18 protein-coding genes are annotated in these 15,121 nt (G+C 71.0%); 10 read left to right on the forward strand and 8 right to left on the reverse strand.

Going from position 1 to position 15,121, the window contains the following annotated elements:
* Nucleotides 1-1,141 (forward strand): diflavin oxidoreductase (locus CCN51_RS31455; protein WP_425444783.1); only part of this gene is annotated, 1,141 nt, incomplete at its 5' end.
* Between the two features lie 10 nt (nt 1,142-1,151).
* Here CCN51_RS31455 and CCN51_RS31460 read toward each other — a convergent pair.
* Genes CCN51_RS31460 through modA form a run of 3 tightly spaced genes read right to left on the reverse strand, consistent with a single transcriptional unit; the run spans nt 1,152 to nt 3,903 of the window.
* On the reverse strand, nt 1,152-2,237 hold the full coding sequence (locus CCN51_RS31460; protein ID WP_014175838.1) for an ABC transporter ATP-binding protein: 1,086 nt from the start codon (nt 2,235-2,237) through the stop codon (nt 1,152-1,154).
* Nucleotides 2,234-3,079, reverse strand: coding sequence for a molybdate ABC transporter permease subunit (modB, locus tag CCN51_RS31465; RefSeq protein ID WP_014175837.1), 846 nt, complete (start codon nt 3,077-3,079; stop codon nt 2,234-2,236). The genes CCN51_RS31460 and modB overlap by 4 nt, the downstream gene beginning before the upstream one ends.
* On the reverse strand, nt 3,076-3,903 hold the full coding sequence (gene modA / locus CCN51_RS31470) for a molybdate ABC transporter substrate-binding protein (protein WP_014175836.1): 828 nt from the start codon (nt 3,901-3,903) through the stop codon (nt 3,076-3,078). Before modA ends, modB begins: the two co-directional genes overlap by 4 nt.
* Nucleotides 3,904-4,078: 175 nt before the next feature.
* Here modA and CCN51_RS31475 point away from each other — a divergent pair, with 175 nt between their 5' ends.
* Nucleotides 4,079-4,561 carry a molybdopterin-dependent oxidoreductase gene (locus CCN51_RS31475; protein WP_014175835.1) on the forward strand — a complete coding sequence of 161 codons (483 nt, stop codon included), beginning with the start codon at nt 4,079-4,081 and terminating at the stop codon, nt 4,559-4,561.
* Nucleotides 4,562-4,590: 29 nt separating this feature from the next.
* On the opposite strand, the gene CCN51_RS31480 is transcribed toward CCN51_RS31475, so the two are convergent.
* Both CCN51_RS31480 and CCN51_RS31485 read right to left on the reverse strand, forming a co-directional pair.
* The gene (locus CCN51_RS31480) at nt 4,591-4,986 is read right to left on the reverse strand and encodes a TOBE domain-containing protein (protein WP_043486606.1); all 396 of its coding nucleotides are present in this window, start codon (nt 4,984-4,986) and stop codon (nt 4,591-4,593) included.
* Nucleotides 4,987-5,071: 85 nt separating this feature from the next.
* Nucleotides 5,072-6,463 (reverse strand): aminotransferase class I/II-fold pyridoxal phosphate-dependent enzyme, encoded by a 1,392-nt coding sequence (locus tag CCN51_RS31485; RefSeq protein WP_014175833.1) that lies wholly within the window; start codon nt 6,461-6,463, stop codon nt 5,072-5,074.
* Between the two features lie 206 nt (nt 6,464-6,669).
* On the opposite strand from CCN51_RS31485, the gene CCN51_RS31490 reads away from it, so the two are divergent.
* From CCN51_RS31490 to CCN51_RS31510, 5 genes are all read left to right on the forward strand, one after another.
* Nucleotides 6,670-7,641, forward strand: a complete 972-nt coding sequence (locus tag CCN51_RS31490) for a type 2 periplasmic-binding domain-containing protein (RefSeq protein WP_014175832.1) — start codon at nt 6,670-6,672, stop codon at nt 7,639-7,641.
* Nucleotides 7,642-7,688: 47 nt separating this feature from the next.
* Complete coding sequence (locus tag CCN51_RS31495) at nt 7,689-8,507, forward strand: nitrilase-related carbon-nitrogen hydrolase (RefSeq protein WP_014175831.1); 819 nt, start codon at nt 7,689-7,691, stop codon at nt 8,505-8,507.
* 1 nt (nt 8,508) lies between these two features.
* On the forward strand, nt 8,509-9,444 hold the full coding sequence (locus tag CCN51_RS31500) for an ABC transporter substrate-binding protein (protein ID WP_014175830.1): 936 nt from the start codon (nt 8,509-8,511) through the stop codon (nt 9,442-9,444).
* 67 nt (nt 9,445-9,511) lie between these two features.
* The gene (locus tag CCN51_RS31505; protein WP_014175829.1) at nt 9,512-10,525 is read left to right on the forward strand and encodes an amino acid ABC transporter permease; all 1,014 of its coding nucleotides are present in this window, start codon (nt 9,512-9,514) and stop codon (nt 10,523-10,525) included.
* 44 nt (nt 10,526-10,569) lie between these two features.
* On the forward strand, nt 10,570-11,322 hold the full coding sequence (locus CCN51_RS31510; protein WP_014175828.1) for an amino acid ABC transporter ATP-binding protein: 753 nt from the start codon (nt 10,570-10,572) through the stop codon (nt 11,320-11,322).
* A gap of 54 nt (nt 11,323-11,376) precedes the next feature.
* Here the strand turns inward: CCN51_RS31510 and CCN51_RS31515 are convergent, their stop codons facing one another.
* Both CCN51_RS31515 and CCN51_RS31520 read right to left on the reverse strand, forming a co-directional pair.
* Nucleotides 11,377-11,562 (reverse strand): DUF397 domain-containing protein, encoded by a 186-nt coding sequence (locus CCN51_RS31515; protein ID WP_014175827.1) that lies wholly within the window; start codon nt 11,560-11,562, stop codon nt 11,377-11,379.
* Nucleotides 11,559-12,437: a helix-turn-helix domain-containing protein gene (locus CCN51_RS31520; RefSeq protein ID WP_014175826.1), complete on the reverse strand. Its 879-nt coding sequence runs from the start codon at nt 12,435-12,437 to the stop codon at nt 11,559-11,561. Before CCN51_RS31520 ends, CCN51_RS31515 begins: the two co-directional genes overlap by 4 nt.
* 360 nt (nt 12,438-12,797) lie before the next feature.
* Here CCN51_RS31520 and CCN51_RS31525 point away from each other — a divergent pair, with 360 nt between their 5' ends.
* Both CCN51_RS31525 and CCN51_RS31530 read left to right on the forward strand, forming a co-directional pair.
* The gene (locus tag CCN51_RS31525) at nt 12,798-13,130 is read left to right on the forward strand and encodes an SH3 domain-containing protein (RefSeq protein ID WP_238545357.1); all 333 of its coding nucleotides are present in this window, start codon (nt 12,798-12,800) and stop codon (nt 13,128-13,130) included.
* Nucleotides 13,131-13,357: 227 nt separating this feature from the next.
* Nucleotides 13,358-13,804: an ATP-binding protein gene (locus CCN51_RS31530; RefSeq protein WP_043486604.1), complete on the forward strand. Its 447-nt coding sequence runs from the start codon at nt 13,358-13,360 to the stop codon at nt 13,802-13,804.
* Between the two features lie 14 nt (nt 13,805-13,818).
* Here CCN51_RS31530 and CCN51_RS31535 read toward each other — a convergent pair whose 3' ends face one another.
* Nucleotides 13,819-14,334 (reverse strand): hypothetical protein, encoded by a 516-nt coding sequence (locus tag CCN51_RS31535; RefSeq protein ID WP_014175823.1) that lies wholly within the window; start codon nt 14,332-14,334, stop codon nt 13,819-13,821.
* Between the two features lie 124 nt (nt 14,335-14,458).
* Here CCN51_RS31535 and CCN51_RS31540 point away from each other — a divergent pair.
* On the forward strand, nt 14,459-15,121 hold a 663-nt coding region (locus CCN51_RS31540; RefSeq protein ID WP_483883452.1), incomplete at its 3' end, for an AAA family ATPase.

The following is a 15,121-nucleotide window of genomic DNA, read 5'->3' on the forward strand; positions in this document are numbered from 1 at the left end:
GGCGGCACCCCGGCCGAGTCGGCCCGCCCCCGTCACCGCCCGCCTGATCGGCAACCGTCTGCTGAGCCTGCCCGGTGCGGGCAAGGAGGTCCGGCGCTTCACCTTCGACACCCGCGACGACGACACCCCGCTGGCCTACGAGGCCGGCGACGCCCTGGCGGTGCACCCGGTCAACTGGCCGGAACTCGTTACGGAGTGGCTGGCCGTCACGGGCCTCGACGCGGACGCGGCCGTTCAGATCACGAGCGTCGGGGAGGTGTCCTTTGCCGAGGCCCTGCTGCGCCACCTGGACATCACCCGCGTCACCCCCGGCCTGCTGCGCTTCGCCGCCGCCCGCGCCCGCGACCCACGCGAGCTGCGGAAGCTGCTGCGGCCGGACAATAAGGGCGAGCTGGCGCGGTGGTCCTGGGGACGCCAGGCCGTCGACCTGGCCGCCGAGTGCGGCATCCGGGCCGGGGCGCAGGCGTGGGCCGACGTGCTGGGGCGCCTGCAACCCCGCCTGTACTCCATATCGTCCAGCCCGCTGACCGACCCCCACCTGGTGTCGCTGACGGTCTCCGTCGTCCGCTACGAGAACCCGGATGGCCGCCCCCGCCAGGGCGTGTGCTCCCCCTTCCTCGCCGACGCCGGGCCCGGCACCCCGGTGCCGGTCCGCGTCCAGCGGTCACCGCACTTCCGCCCACCCGCCGACCCCGCCACCCCGGCGGTGATGGTGGGCCCCGGCACCGGCATAGCGCCCTTCATCGGCTTCCTGGAGGAGCGCCGGGCCCGCGGCCATCGCGCCCCGAACTGGCTGTTCTTCGGGGAACAGCACAGCGCGACCGACTTCTACTACGAGGAGGAGCTGGCCGCGTTCCTCGCCGAGTCCACGCTCACCCGCCTGGACACCGCCTTCTCCCGTGACCAGCGCGCCAAACTCTACGTCCAGGACCGGATGCGCGAACACGGTCCGCAGCTGTGGTCCTGGCTGCTGGACGGCGCCCATTTCTACGTCTGCGGCGACGCCTCCCGTATGGCCAAGGACGTCGACCGGGCCCTGCGGGAGATCGCCACCGTCCACGGTGGCCTGGACGAGGCCGAGGCGGAGGCCTACGTCAAACAGCTCGCCGCCGATAAGCGCTACGTACGCGACGTGTACTGACCTCAGGACCTCAGGCGGGGTACGCGTGTGTCTGGGCCGCCTTGACCGTGGCCCACACCGTGGCTCCGGGGCGGAGGTCGAGTTCGGCGGCGGCGATCGTGGTCAGATCGGCGGCCAGGGGCAGTTCGCCGGTGAGGGCGGCGCGGATCTGGTCGCCGTGGGTCTCAAGACCGGCGACCTCGCAGCGCCAGAGGTTGCGGGCGCTGGAGCCGGTGGGGCGGTCCCGGTGCAGGGTCACCGCGTTCGGCGGGAAGGCGACGAAGGCCGGGCCCGTCAGGTCCTCCGTGGTCGTGATCCCGGGGCCGCCGTCGACGCGGACCGTGTGCCCTTCGGCCCGGCCTTTGTAGAGGTTGAGGCCGACCAGATGGGCGATGTAGTCCGTACGGGGGCGGCGGGCGATGTCGGAGGGGGTGCCCTCCTGGACGACGTGGCCGTCCTCGATGACGACGAGGTGGTCGGCCAGCACCATGGCGTCCAGCGGATCGTGCGTGACCAGGACCGCAACCGCCTCGAAGTCGGCCAGGTGGCGGCGGAGTTGGGCCCGGACGTCGAGCCGGGTGCGGGCGTCGAGGGCGGCGAGCGGTTCGTCGAGGAGCAGCAGCCGCGGACGGGTGGCCAGGGCGCGGGCGAGGGCGACGCGCTGGGCCTGGCCGCCGGAGAGCCGGCGGGGCTTGGCCCCGGCGTGGGCGGCCAGGTCCATACGGTCCAGCCATTCGGCGGCCTGCGCGCGGGCCTGCGCCTTGCTCGCGCCGTGGCAGCGGGGGCCGAAGGCCACGTTGTCGAGCGCCGAGAGATGAGGGAAGAGCAGATAGTCCTGGAAGACCACGCCGACCGGGCGGGACTCCGGCGGCGTACGGTCCAGCACGGCGCCGTCCAGCCGCAGATGGCCGTCCGTGAGCGGTACGAGGCCGGCCAGGGCGCGCAGGGCGGTGGTCTTGCCGGCGCCGTTGGGCCCCAGGAGCGCGACCACGTCACCGGGCGCCGCGGTCAGCGCCACATCGAGCCGGAAGGAGCCGCGCTCGACCACGAGATGGGCGTCCAGCCCCTGGGTGGTGGGGGTGACCGCGTGGTGGGCGGTCTTGGCGGCGTCGGTCATGCGGGGGCCATCCAGCGGTCGCGCAGCCCGGCCAGTACGGCGATCGATACGGCCAGCAGCACCAGGCTCAGCGCGATGGCCGCCTCCGGGTCGTTCTGCAGGGCCAGGTAGACCGCGAGCGGCATCGTCTGCGTACGGCCGGGGAAGTTGCCCGCGAAGGTGATCGTCGCGCCGAACTCCCCGAGCGCCCGCGCCCAGGCGAGCACGGCGCCCGCAGCGATGCCCGGAGCGATCAGCGGCAGGGTGACCCGGCGGAAGGCGGTGAAGCGGGAGGCGCCGAGGGTGGTGGCGGCCTCCTCGTAGCGCGGGTCGGCGGCGCGCAGGGTGCCCTCGACGCTGATCACCAGGAACGGCATCGCGACAAACGCCTCGGCCACGACGACGCCCGTGGTGGTGAACGGCAGCGTGATCCCGAACCAGGCATCCAGCCAGCGCCCGACGACCCCGTTGCGGCCGAGCGCCATCAGCAGGGCCACACCGCCCACGACCGGCGGCAGGACGAGCGGCAGGGTCACCAGGGCGCGTACGAGGCCGCGGCCGGGGAACTCGACGCGGGCGAGCAGCCAGGCGAGCGGGACCCCGAGGACCAGGCTCACCGCGGTCGCGGCCGTGGCGCAGACCAGCGAGAGCTGGAGGGCCTGCCAGACCTCGGTGCTGGTCAGCAGGTCGGGGAGGCTGCTCCAGGGAGCCCGGATGAGCAGGGCGACGAGGGGGACCAGCAGGAAGGCCAGGCCGATCAGCGAGGGCAGCAGGAGCGGCAGCGGTACGCCCCCGCGGACGCGGCGGCGCCGCGGGCCCCTGATGAGGGCCTCCGCGGCGCCGGTCCTGTCCGGTGAGGTCACGGCTTGAGGAACCCGGCCTCGGTGAGGACCTTCTGGCCCTCGGCGGACCGCACCAGCTCGATGAACGCCTTGGCCACCTTGTTGTCCGAGGCGTTCTTGAGCAGGGCGATCGGATAGTCGTTGATGGCGTTGGCCGACTCGGGGAACTCCACGCCCTCCACCTTGTCACCCGCCGCCTTCACATCGGTCTTGTAGACGACCGCGGCGTCGGCCTCCTTGAGCACGACCTTGTTCAGGGCGGACTTGACGTCCTGCTCGTAGGAGACCGGGGTGAGCTTGAGCTTGCTCGCGTCCAGGGCTTTCTGCGCGGCGGCGCCGCAGGGCACCGTCTTGTCGCAGAGCACGACCTTCAGACCCGATTTGGTGAGGTCCTTCAGGGAAGCGACCTTGTCGGGGTTGTCCGGCAGGGTGGCGATCTCCAGCTGGTTGCGCACGAAGGTGGCCGGGGTGCCGGCCGCGTCGCCCTTGTCCGTCACGATCTTCATCGTCTTGGGGCTCGCGGCGGCGAACACATCGGCCGGGGCACCACCGGTGATACTGGCCGCGAGGCTGTCGCTGCCGCCGAAGCTGAAGGTGACCTTCGTGCCCGGGTGCTCCTTCTCGAACGTGTCGCGGAGCGTGCTGAAGCTCTCCTTCAACGAGGCCGCGGCGAAGACCGTCACCTCGCCGGACAGCTTGTCCGAAGCGGAGGAGTCCGACTTCTTCTTGGAGGAGTCGGAGGAGTCCGAGTCGGACGAGGAGCAGGCGCTCAGGGTCAGCAGGGCGGCGGCACCTGCGCCGGCCACCTGAAGCATCCGGCGGGTCCGGCGCGCGGAACGGGTCATCACGGGTCCACTCCCTCTGGTCCTGACTCTGGTCAGGCGTTGATGATACTTCCGCACTTGCGAGGCGAAACCCTCCTGTCCCATTGCATGAGCTGGATCTCCCGTGTACTGGCATGGCATATGCGTTTGTACGGGATGGCTGTACGGGTACGGGTCACCAGGGAGGTGGTACCTCGTGAGCCAGTCCCTCACAGCCGCCGGTACGGCCGCCGGTCCGGTGGCCGAACTCGTCCTCGCAGGTGATCTGGCCCGTCCGGCCTGCCTGACGGTGCCCGACCTTCTCTCCTGGCCCCAGCACGGGGCACAGGTCGCCTTCGAGTGCGCCACCAGCGGTGTCCAGCACCACCACTTCACCGGACCGCTTCTGCACGACGTCCTCACCGACGCCGGTCCCGTCTTCGACGCGGCCCGCCGCAAGGACCGGCTGCGCTTCCTGATCGCCGTACACGGCACGGACGGCCACCGCGCGCTGCTGTCCTGGGCCGAGATCGACCCGGACTTCGGCCGCGCCCCCGTCCTGCTCGCGGTCACCCTCGACGACACCCCGCTCGACCGCGCGGGCCCCCAGCTGGTCCTGCCCCAGGACCGCTGTGGCGCCCGGTACATCAGCGGTATCGACGCGATCCGGGTGGACGGCGGATACACCGCGTGGACCTGACGGCGGCGCCTCGGAGAACGGGCCGGGTGTCAGACGCGGTCGATGTGCACGTTCGTCGACTTCACCCGGGCGGTGGCCTCCATGCCGACCTCCAGCCCCAGTTCCTCCACGGCCTCCCGGGTGAGCAGCGACACGAGCCGGTGCGGTCCGGCCTGGATCTCCACCTGTGCCGCCACATCACCGAGCTTGATCGCGGTGACGATGCCGGGGAAGGCGTTGCGGACCGAGGTGTAGGGCGCCTCCTCCTCCGTACTCCCGCCCTTGGCGAGCTCCACGGAGAACGCGGCCAGGTCCTTCCCGTCGATGAGCCGCTTCCCGCTCTCGTCGCGGTGGGTCGCCACCCGGCCCGCGTCCGCCCACCGCCGTGCGGTGTCCGGACTCACGCCGAGGAGCCGTGCCGCCTGGCCGATCGTGTATGACTGCATGCGCGCCAAGATAAGGCCACGGAGGCTCCTTTGACCTGCGGGTCCGCCGAGCCCCGGCCGCTGGAACCCAAGCGTCGGCCGGGGCTCAGCGCAGGTGGTCCGCCGTGGCCGCTGCCGCCAGGGCGAGCAGGGCGGCCGTGTCGTCCAGGGTGGCCGGGTCTTCGGAGAGCCTGCTGGTGGCGACCCGTATGTGGGGCTGGGAGTAGGAGACGCAGAAGCGGCCGCCCGGTGAGACGGTGACGCCCCGGGCGGCCAGGGTGACCAGCGCGGAGGTCTCGTCGGCCACGGGCACCCAGAGCATGAGGCCGTCCCGGTTGAGGGTGGGCACACCGAGCCCGGCGAGCCGTTCGGCGAGCGCGCCGCGGCGCAGCCCGTACCGCTCGGCGGCCTCCTGGACCCGGCGGGTGGTGGCCGCGTCGGTGAGCAGGTGGGCGAGCGCGTCCTGGAGGATGCGGCTGGTCCAGCCGGAGCCGAAGGTCCGCAGGACGCGGGCGCGTTCGACCAGTTCCCCCGGGCCGCCGACCACGGCCAGGCGCAGATCGGGCCCGTACGCCTTGGAGTAGGAGCGGACCAGGGCGGTGCGCTGCGGGAGGTGCGTTCCGATGCTGGCGCCCGGGAGGGTGGCGAGCGGGCCGATGCCGTCGTCCTCGATGACGGTGACGTTCGGGGCGTCCTCCAGGACGGCGGCGAGGGCCGCGGCCCGTTGCCCGCTGAGCGTCCAGCCGCAGGGGGCCTGGGCCCGGGACTGGTGCAGGAACAGGGCGGGGCGCTGGCCCAGGGCGTGCGCCAGCGCGTCGGTGCGCGGGCCCTCGGCGTCGCAGGCGACCGGCACGACCTGGGCGTCGAGGGCTTCGAGGATGTCCAGCAGGCGGGCCGCCGTGGGGTCCTCCACCATGACCCGGTCGCCGGGGACGATCAGCGCCTGGCACAGCAGTTGTACGCCTGCGTAGCCGCCGTCGACGGCCATCCACGCCTCGGGCGCGAACGGCCAGGTGCCGCGCACGGCGTCGAGGAGCCCGTCCGTGATGGCGGTGCGGGAGTAGTCGTTGAGCAGGGGGGTGCGTGCCCCGGCGAGCAGGGCGTCGCCCGGCGGGGGCAGCAGGGCGGGGTCCGGTGCGGCCACGGCGAGGTCGAGGGTGAGATGGGTGCCGAAGTCGCCGACGCGTTCGTAGCGCACCGGGTGCGGGACCGACGGGGGGCCGCTGACCACGCTTCCGCGCCGGCCGAGCGTGGTGATCATCCGGTGCCGGCGCAGCACCGCCCACGCCTCGGCCACGGTGCTGGGGCTGACGGCCAGTTCACCGGCCAGGGCCCGCACGGTGGGCAGCGAGCTGCCGGGGGCCAGCTCCCCTGACCGGATCAGATCGGTCATGGCGACCGCGATGCCGCGGGCGCTCGGGTCCTTGATGTGCCCCGCCAGCCTGCTGGTCGACCAGCTGCCGTCCGGTCCATCGGCTCTGCCGTTTCCGTCCCTCACCAGCTCGTTCCCCCCACATCTGCGCTCCGTCGCCGCTTGTGTGCCCACAGGTTACGACACGGAAAAACTATGTTCAGTAACAAACTAGATCTTGTTTGGCCTCTGTTCTGAACAATAGCCTGCCGGTCATCGCATGGATGAAAACAAGCCATGTGCGTCATGAATGAGCTTTGCGTGTCATGTACCAACCGCTAGGAGTGCGTGCTGTGTCATCGCCCACGATCCGTCTGGGACTCCGCGACTGGGACCACCTGGTGCCGCTGATGTCCGGGCGGGTGCAGGTGCCGGGCTTCCAGGTCGAGATCGACGCGCGGGACGTCACCCCCGACGTGCTCGCCGAGCCCGGCCTCGACGGCGGGGAGACCTCCTTCAGCCGCTACGTACGGGCCCGCGCGGCGGGCGACGACCGGCTGGTCGGCCTGCCCGCGTTCGTGATGCGCGGCTTCCGCCACCGCTGCGTCCTGGTGCGCGCCGACAGCCCGCTGCGCTCGTTCGGCCGGCTCGCCGGCGCCCGGGTCGGCCTCACCGGCTGGCCCGACTCCGGCAACACCTGGACCCGGGCGCTGATCCGGGCCGCGGGCGTGGACCTGTCCGGCATCGAGTGGCGGGTGGGGCCGCTGGCCGCCGGGGAGGTCGGCAAGGAGCGGCTCGGGGATCGCCCCCTGCCGCCGAACGTCTCGGCCATGGCCGAGGGCGAGTCGCTGGTCGGGGAGCTGGCCGCGGGGCGGCTGGACGCGATCCTCACCCCGTTCATGCCGCCGGAGTTCTTCACCCCGGACAGCCGCTTCCGGCATCTGCTCGACGATCACCCGGCCGCGGAGCGCGCCTACTGGGCGGCCACCGGGTTTGTGCCCGGGATCCACCTGGTGACGCTGAAGAAGGAGGTCGTCGAGGCCCACCCGGAGCTGCCCGCCGCCCTTCTCGCGGGCCTGGAGGCGTCCAAGCGCCACTGGCTGGACAGGCGGCGGCTGCTCGCCGACACCACGCCCTGGCTGCTGCACTCCCTCACCGAGTCGGCCGAGGTCTTCGGCGCGGACTGGATGCCGTACGGCACCGAGAACAACGCCGCGATGACCCGGGCCTTCTGCGAGGAGCTGTACGCGCAGGGCATCGCGCCCGAGCCCATCGACCCCGCCGTCGTCTTTCCGCTTCCCCTGGCCGCCGTCGCCGCCGCGTGACGCCGCCGACCCGCACCGACCTCACTGACTTTATGGAGCACCATCGCATGCGCATCGCCGTAGGACAGTTCGCCGCCAGCCCCGAGTGGAAGGACAACCTGGGCGCCTGCCTCGACCTCGCCGCCGAGGCGGACCGGGGCGGCGCGGACCTGCTCGTCCTCCCCGAGGGCGTCCTGGCCCGCTTCACCGAGGACCGCCACCGCATCCGCGAGGTCGCCCAGCCGCTGGACGGCCCGTTCGTCACCGAACTGGCCGCCGCCACCGCGCACAGCTCCACCACCGTCGTGGTGGGCATCCACGAGCCCTCCGACGACGGCCGGGTCTTCAACACCCTCGTGGTGCTCCGCGCGGGCGAGCTGATCGCCCGCTACCGCAAGATCCACCTCTATGACGCCTTCGGCGACCAGGAGTCCGCCAACGTCCGCCCCGCCGACGAACCGCCCGTCGTCGTCGAGGTGGCCGGCACCAAGGTGGGCCTGATGACCTGCTACGACGTCCGCTTCCCGGAGCTGGCCCGGCTGCTGACCGACGCGGGCGCCGAGGTGCTGGCGCTCCCGGCCGCCTGGGTGCGCGGCCCGGCCAAGGAACGCCACTGGGAGGTCATGATCGCCGCGCGGGCCCTGGAGAACACCTGCTGGGTCGCCGCCAGCGGCGAGTCCGGCCCGCGCAACATCGGCAACAGCCTGATCGTCGACCCGCTCGGCACCGTGCGCGCCCGGCTCGCCACCGGCCAGGGCCTGGCCTGGGCCGAAGCCGACCCGGGCGTCACCGCCGCCGCCCGCTCCACCCTGCCCGTCCTCGCCAACCGGCGGTTCGCCGTCGACCCGACCGTCCGTCCCCTCGGCACCCTTCCCCTCGGAGCCTGATATGTCCCCCAGACGACTCGCCCTCGCCGCCGGCGCCGCCCTGTCCTGCACCGCCCTGCTCGCCGCCTGCGGCGCCAACCCGCCCCAGGCCGACGGCGCGGTGAGCGAGAAGACGGCCGCCGCGGCGGGGTCCCAGCTCACCGAGGACAAGGAACTGCACGACCAGCTGCCCGCGAAGGCGCGCAAGTCCGGAAAGCTGGTGTCGGTCAACAACGGCTCCTTCCCGCCGTACGAGATCGCCGGCTCCGACGGCCACAGCCTCACCGGGGCCTCCGCGGACCTCTCGGCCGCGCTCGGGAAGGTCCTCGGCGTCACCATCGAGCATGTGACGGCGGACGGGCTGCCCAGCGAGCTGACGGGCATCAAGGCCGGCCGCTACGACTTCGCCATCGGCCCGATTGGCGACTTCAAGGAGCGGCAGGGCGCCAACGACTTCGTGGACTGGGTCCGGGAGTTCGTCGTCTTCGCCGTGCCCAAGGGCAACCCGAAGAACATCACCTCCCTCGACACCGCCTGCGGCCGGAAGGTCGCGGTCATGGCCGGCGGCTCCGCCGAGGGCGTCATCAAGAAGCAGTCCGACGCGTGCAAGAAGAAGGGCAAGGCCGCCGTCCAGGTCCAGTCGTACAAGGACCAGCCGTCCTCCATCCTCGCCGTGAAGTCCGGCCGCGCCGACGCGTTCTTCTCCTCGCAGGCCCCGCTGACGTACTTCGTGCAGCAGTCCAAGGGAGAGCTGGAGCTGGCGGGCACCGGGCAGTCCAACGGGTTCGACGACCTCTACCAGGGCGCCGTCGTCCCCAAGGACGGACCGCTGCGCGACGTCCTGCTCAAGGCCATCCAGAAGCTCATCGACAACGGCAGCTACGACCAGATCCTGCAGAAGTGGGGGCTCAAGGACAACGAGCTCAAGCAGGCGGGCGTCAACCTCGCCAAGTCCTAGCCCCGGCGCCGGATGACCCACCAAGGATGACCCACGAAGGATGACTCACGAAAGGAGGTGAGCCGCCATGGCCACCGCCCCCTCCCCGGATTCCCGGGACCACCCCCCGGCGGTCGTCGCTGTCAAGGAACGGACGGAGCACCCGCACGCCCCCGACCACCCCGTGGACGTGGCCCACGCCGTTCCCGTACGGCATCCGCTGCGCTGGCTTTCCGTGGTGGTCCTGGCCGTGCTCGCCGCCCAGCTCGGACACTTCCTGATCACCAACCCCAACTTTGAATGGGGCACGGTCGGCGCCTACTTCGGCGCGCAGGTCTTCGGCCAGGGCATCGCCACCACCGTCGAACTCACCGTGGTGGCCATGGCGATCGGCACCGTCGGCGGCGTCTTCGTCGCCGTGGGCCGCATGTCGGAGAACCGGGTGCTCAGCACGGTCTGCGGCGCCTACGTCTGGTTCTTCCGCGGCATCCCGGTCCTGGTGCAGCTGATTTTCTGGTACAACCTCTCGGCGCTTCTGCCCCGGATCTCCTTCGGCATCCCGTTCGGCCCCGAGTTCATCAGCGCCGAGACCAACACCCTGATCAGCCCCTGGTTCGCCGCCATCCTCGGCCTCGGCCTCAACGAGGCCGCGTACATGGCCGAAATCGTGCGCGGCGGTCTGCTCGGCGTCGACCACGGCCAGACCGAGGCCGCCTCCGCGCTCGGCATGGGCCGGGCCCGCATCCTGCGCCGGATCGTGCTGCCGCAGGCAATGCGCTTCATCGTGCCGCCCACCGGCAGCCAGGTCATCAACATGCTCAAGGCGACCTCGCTGGTCAGCGTGATCGCCCTCGCCGACCTGCTGTACACGGCGCAGTCGATCTACAACCGCACCTTCGAAACCATCCCGCTGCTCGTCGTCGCCTGCCTGTGGTACCTGGTCATGACCTCCGTGCTGTACGTCGGGCAGTCGTTCATCGAGCGCTACTACGCCCGTGGCAGCAGCCGTAACTCCCCGCAGAGCTTCTGGGACTTCGCGCTCTTCCGCCGCCGTACGACACGCAAGGCAGGGCCGGAACCCGTATCGGAGACCCCCTCATGACGACGATGACGACTAAGGCGACGGACCCGGCCACCACCTGGCCGATGGTGCGGGCGCACCAGGTGCACAAGCGGTTCGGACATGTGGAGGTCCTCAAGGGCATCGACCTGGAGGTCCACTCGGGCGAGGTGGTGGTGCTGCTCGGCCCGTCCGGTTCGGGCAAGTCGACCTTCCTGCGCTGCGTCAACAACCTGGAACGGATCGACTCCGGCTCCGTCCACGTCGAGGGCGAACTGATCGGGTTCCGCCGGGCCGGCTCCCGCGTCCACCACCTGCGGCCCCGCGAGGCGACCCGGCAGCGGCGCGACATCGGCATGGTGTTCCAGCACTTCAACCTGTTCCCGCACCAGACGGTCCTCGGCAACGTCATGGAGGCCCCGGTGGGCGTCCTGGGCATGCCAAAGGCCAAGGCGCGGGAGACGGCGCTGCGGCTGCTGGAGCAGGTCGGTCTCGCCGAGAAGGCGGACGCCTACCCGCGCCAGCTGTCCGGCGGCCAGCAGCAGCGGGTGGCCATCGCCCGCGCCCTGGCCATGCGGCCGAAGCTGATGCTCTTCGACGAGCCGACCAGCGCCCTCGACCCCGAACTGGTCGGCGAAGTCCTCGCCACCATGCGGGACCTGGCGCGCGCCGGCCTCACCATGCTGGTGGTCACCCACGAGATCGGCTTCGCCCGGGAGGTCGCCGACCGGGTGGTCTTCATGGACGACGGCCGCATCGTCGAGAGCGGCACCCCCGAGGAAGTGCTGGACAACCCGGCCAACCCGCGCACCCGGGCGTTCCTCAGCCGCTTCCTGTGAGCGGGTGACCCCGCCCCGTGCCGGGATTCCCGGAACGGGGCGGGGTGTGAACTGTCAGGGCTTGGTGGCGTACGCGACGAAGTCGGTCCACACGCTGGGGGAGAAGGCGAGCTGGGGGCCCTCCTTGTCCTTGGAGTCGCGCACGTGGACGGCGTCGGAGCAGGTGGCCATCTCGACGCAGTCACCGTCTCCGCCACTGCTGTAGCTGCTTTTGAACCAGGCCAGTTCGGATGTGCTCATACGTCTCCTCGCATCCGCTCCAACAGGCTCACCGAGTCTTCGAGGGGGAGAGCCTGTGAGCGCATCCTGGCATACCGCCGCTGGAGTACGCTGACCTCTTTTGGGTCGGTGATGAACAGGCCGCCGCGCTGTCCTTCGTTGTAAGCGAACCACTGGTTTTCTGGCGTCTCCAACAGTTGCATCGGCCCGTCCAGCCCGGCATGCCTCTCCCTCACCAACGGCATGACCTGCAACTCGATGTTCCGCCTCTCGGCGATCTCCAGTACATGGTCGATGAGCTGCCGTGTGACCTCCGCCCCTCCCGTGCGGCGTAGGAACAAGTGCTCCTCCAGGATGAAGCTGTACGTCGTGTTCGGCCGCTCGCACAGCAGCCGTTGCCGGTCGGCCCGTGCTGCCCACTGTGCCTCGATCTGATGGCTGTCCAACGGCGGCAGCTGCTCAACGAAGAGCGTCCGGGCATACGCCTCCGTCTGCAACAGCCCCGGAATCAACCGGCACTCGTACGTGTACAGCGCGATCGCCACCCTCTCCAGCCGCGCCCACTGCCGAAACCACGCCGCCAACCCTGGCTGCCGGGACAGGTGCTGGGCCGCCCTCCGCAGCGCCCCCGTGTTGCCCGTCGCCTCCTCCGCCCGTTCCACGAAAGCCGCGTCCGGCATGCGCCGACCCTGCTCGATCGACGCGACCGTATGCCTCGAGAACTGGACCAGCTCGGCGAACTGCTCTCTGCTCAGCCCCGCGTGTTCCCGCAGGGCCTGGACCACGGCCCCGAACGTCCGCAGACTGTCCGAAGGCTCCGGTTCCCCGCCGCACGGCGGCGCCGACACCCCTTCCGCGTCCGTCTCACCATCCGTACTGACACTGTGCTCGGCCATCTCTGGCCCCCTCCTGTCGCACCCCGCCCCGTGTGACGCTCTTGGTCGCCCCCATGCTGACGGCCCGTCACGGGTACCGTCCACCGTCCGTGTGCGCACGCTGACTCAGCGTACGCGGCCTGCATGATCGGGTAGGGTCTACCTCGCCGCGCGTGAGAACCAAGCGCGCACGACGCGCTGAGCGATGACCAAGCCGGCGCAACCCAACGCATTCGGGCGACCGTGCAGGTTCCGTCCCGGCTGCTGTTGCGGGAGTAATTTTTTTCGGGTCGCTGACCTACGGGGGCTTCATGAGTCAGGAATCCCCTTGCTTCAGCTGACAATCCATCGCGATCTTCTGGCGAATCAAGGAGACGAGAAGTGCGAATTGCTCAACGAATAGCAGCGGCTGCCGCGTCCGCTGCCGTCATCCTCGGCGGCGCCGTGCTCACCGCCCCGACCGCCTCGGCGGCATCCCTGCCGAAAGCGTGCAACCTGATCGTTACGCAGACCAAGGACGTTTCGGAGGCCGTGAACCTGCGCAGCGGCCCCGGAACGAGTTACACCTCTCTTGGAGTCCTGTACAAGGGTACCGATTTCACCGAGTACTGCACCAAGGACTACAAGTGGAGCTACGGCAAGGTCACCAGCGGGGCCAATAAGGGGAAGAAGGGCTGGGTCAAGTACTCCCTCCTCAACCCCGTCGAAAAGTGATAGCCAGCCCTGCAATTCATTCGCGCGCACAAGTCACTTTCTGAAGTCATAGTAGAGAACGTGCGTCGCTCGGGGCGGCCAGGCTCCGCTCGCCTGTGGCGAAAGGGTCCTGGCCGCCCGCGTTACGGTCGGTCACGAGCCCCGTTCACCATCCGTGTGCGTACGCCGACTCAGCGTACGCGGTGTCATCCTGGTGTAGAGGCGAATCCGCAGGCCATCGTGGGTGCATGACGCCACCCCCCACTCGCCAAGGGCCCATCACCGTACGTGTGTTCATGCAGCGTTTCAGCTCCACCCCGCTCGGCGCGCGCCTCGCCCGGCGGCTCACGCTCCATCAGCTCGACGGCTGGGGGATCTCACACGGCACGCGGCTGTCGGACGCGGCCGCTCTCATCGTGGCCGAGCTCGCCGCGAACGCCGCCACGCATGGCCATGTACCTGGCCGGGACTTCGAACTGCGCCTCACGCTCACCGGAGCCGTACTCCGCATCGAGGTCTCGGACACCCGGGGCGAGAAGCGGCCCCCGTGCCCCGGAGAGCTGGCCGCGCTGCCGTCCGTGGTCGAGACCGGGCGGGGGTTGCTCCTCGTGGAGGCGCTTGCCGACCGGTGGTCGGTGCTGGACCGCGTACCGGTGGGGAAAACGGTCCGGGCCGAACTGGACCTGCCTCGCTGACGGGCCCGCGCGGCTCATAGGGCGTCCCGCGCCGCGTCGATGAAGTCGGTGAGGGCGGCCCAGAACGGGCGGTAGGCGGCCTCGAAGCGGCTTACGGCCTCGGGGTTGTCGGAGCGCATGTCCCGCAGGGCCCGGTGGAACGGGCCGGTCGCCTTCTGCAGGGCGTTCGCCGCCGTGGCCGCGGCGGGCGGTCCTTCCAGCTCGACGACGCGCACGCGTCGGCGCAGCTTCCCGTACGCCTCGAGCTCCCGCTCGACCAGCGCATCGAGGGCGGCGGGCCGGTGCTCGGCGTGGGCGGTCCGCTGGGCGGCCGATATCTCCCAGTACACCTCGACCGTCTGGTGGGCGTGTTCGATCAGATCGAGATACGCCGTGCGCCTGCTCTCGCGCCGCCGCTCCGACTGCTGGGCCCGTGCGGCGGTGTCCGCCTGGATCCGGGCGGCCCGGGTGTTGCCCCGGCTGGTGACCCAGCTGGCCACTACGGCGGTGCCGCCGGTGAGGGCGGCGATCCAGAACGTGCTGTCGGCCACGGTGCGAAGCTCCCCGGTTCGTCGTGTCAGGCGGGCGGTCACTATCGCCCGATCGTAGGAAGATTAGGAAGATACGGAAGACGGAACGGTTCGGCGGTGCGGTGCGGGAGATACGTTCCCGTGCATGAGCGCATCCGGACTGCGGCCGGTCGTCACGGAGTTGAGGCTGTCTGCCTTCAAGACGCACTGCCGCGCGGCCTTTCCCATGGGGCCGCTGACCTTGATCGCCGGGCCGAGCGGAAGCGGTAAGTCCGGTGTGTTGGAGGCGTACGCGGCGCTCGCGCGCCTGGCGGGTGGTCAGCGGCTGGAGGAGGTCTTCCGCGATCCCGCCGGGTACATCCCGCGGCGCGCCCGGCCGGACGGGCAGGGGCGGCGCGGCTTCCGGATCGGCTGCACGGTGGACGGCCCGGTCGGGCCGGTGCGGCTGGATGTGGCCGTGCAGGCGGAGCCCGAGCTGCGGATCGTGGGCGAGCGGATGACGGGGGCCGGGGAGACCCTGCTGGAGACGGCGCTGCGCGACCCGGGGCGGCGCCGGGTACAGGCCGCCTGGCATACGGCGGGGGCGGTCGCGGTCACCCGGGCCCCGTTGCCCGACGACCGGCTGGCCACCTCGCTGCTGCCGCTGCGGGTGGCGGGCAAGACCGAGGGGCAGCGGCTGGCGCTGGCCGCCGCCGAGCAGGTCGTGGTCGCGCTGCGGTCCGTCTTCGTCTGCGATCCGCGCCCGGAGCGGATGCGGGCACCGGCGCCGCCGCGGGACGGGCGGCTGCGCGGCGGCTGCGAGAACCTG

This window comes from Streptomyces milbemycinicus (genome assembly GCF_002154605.1).
In the GTDB taxonomy this organism is placed as follows: Bacteria; Actinomycetota; Actinomycetes; order Streptomycetales; family Streptomycetaceae; genus Streptomyces; species Streptomyces milbemycinicus.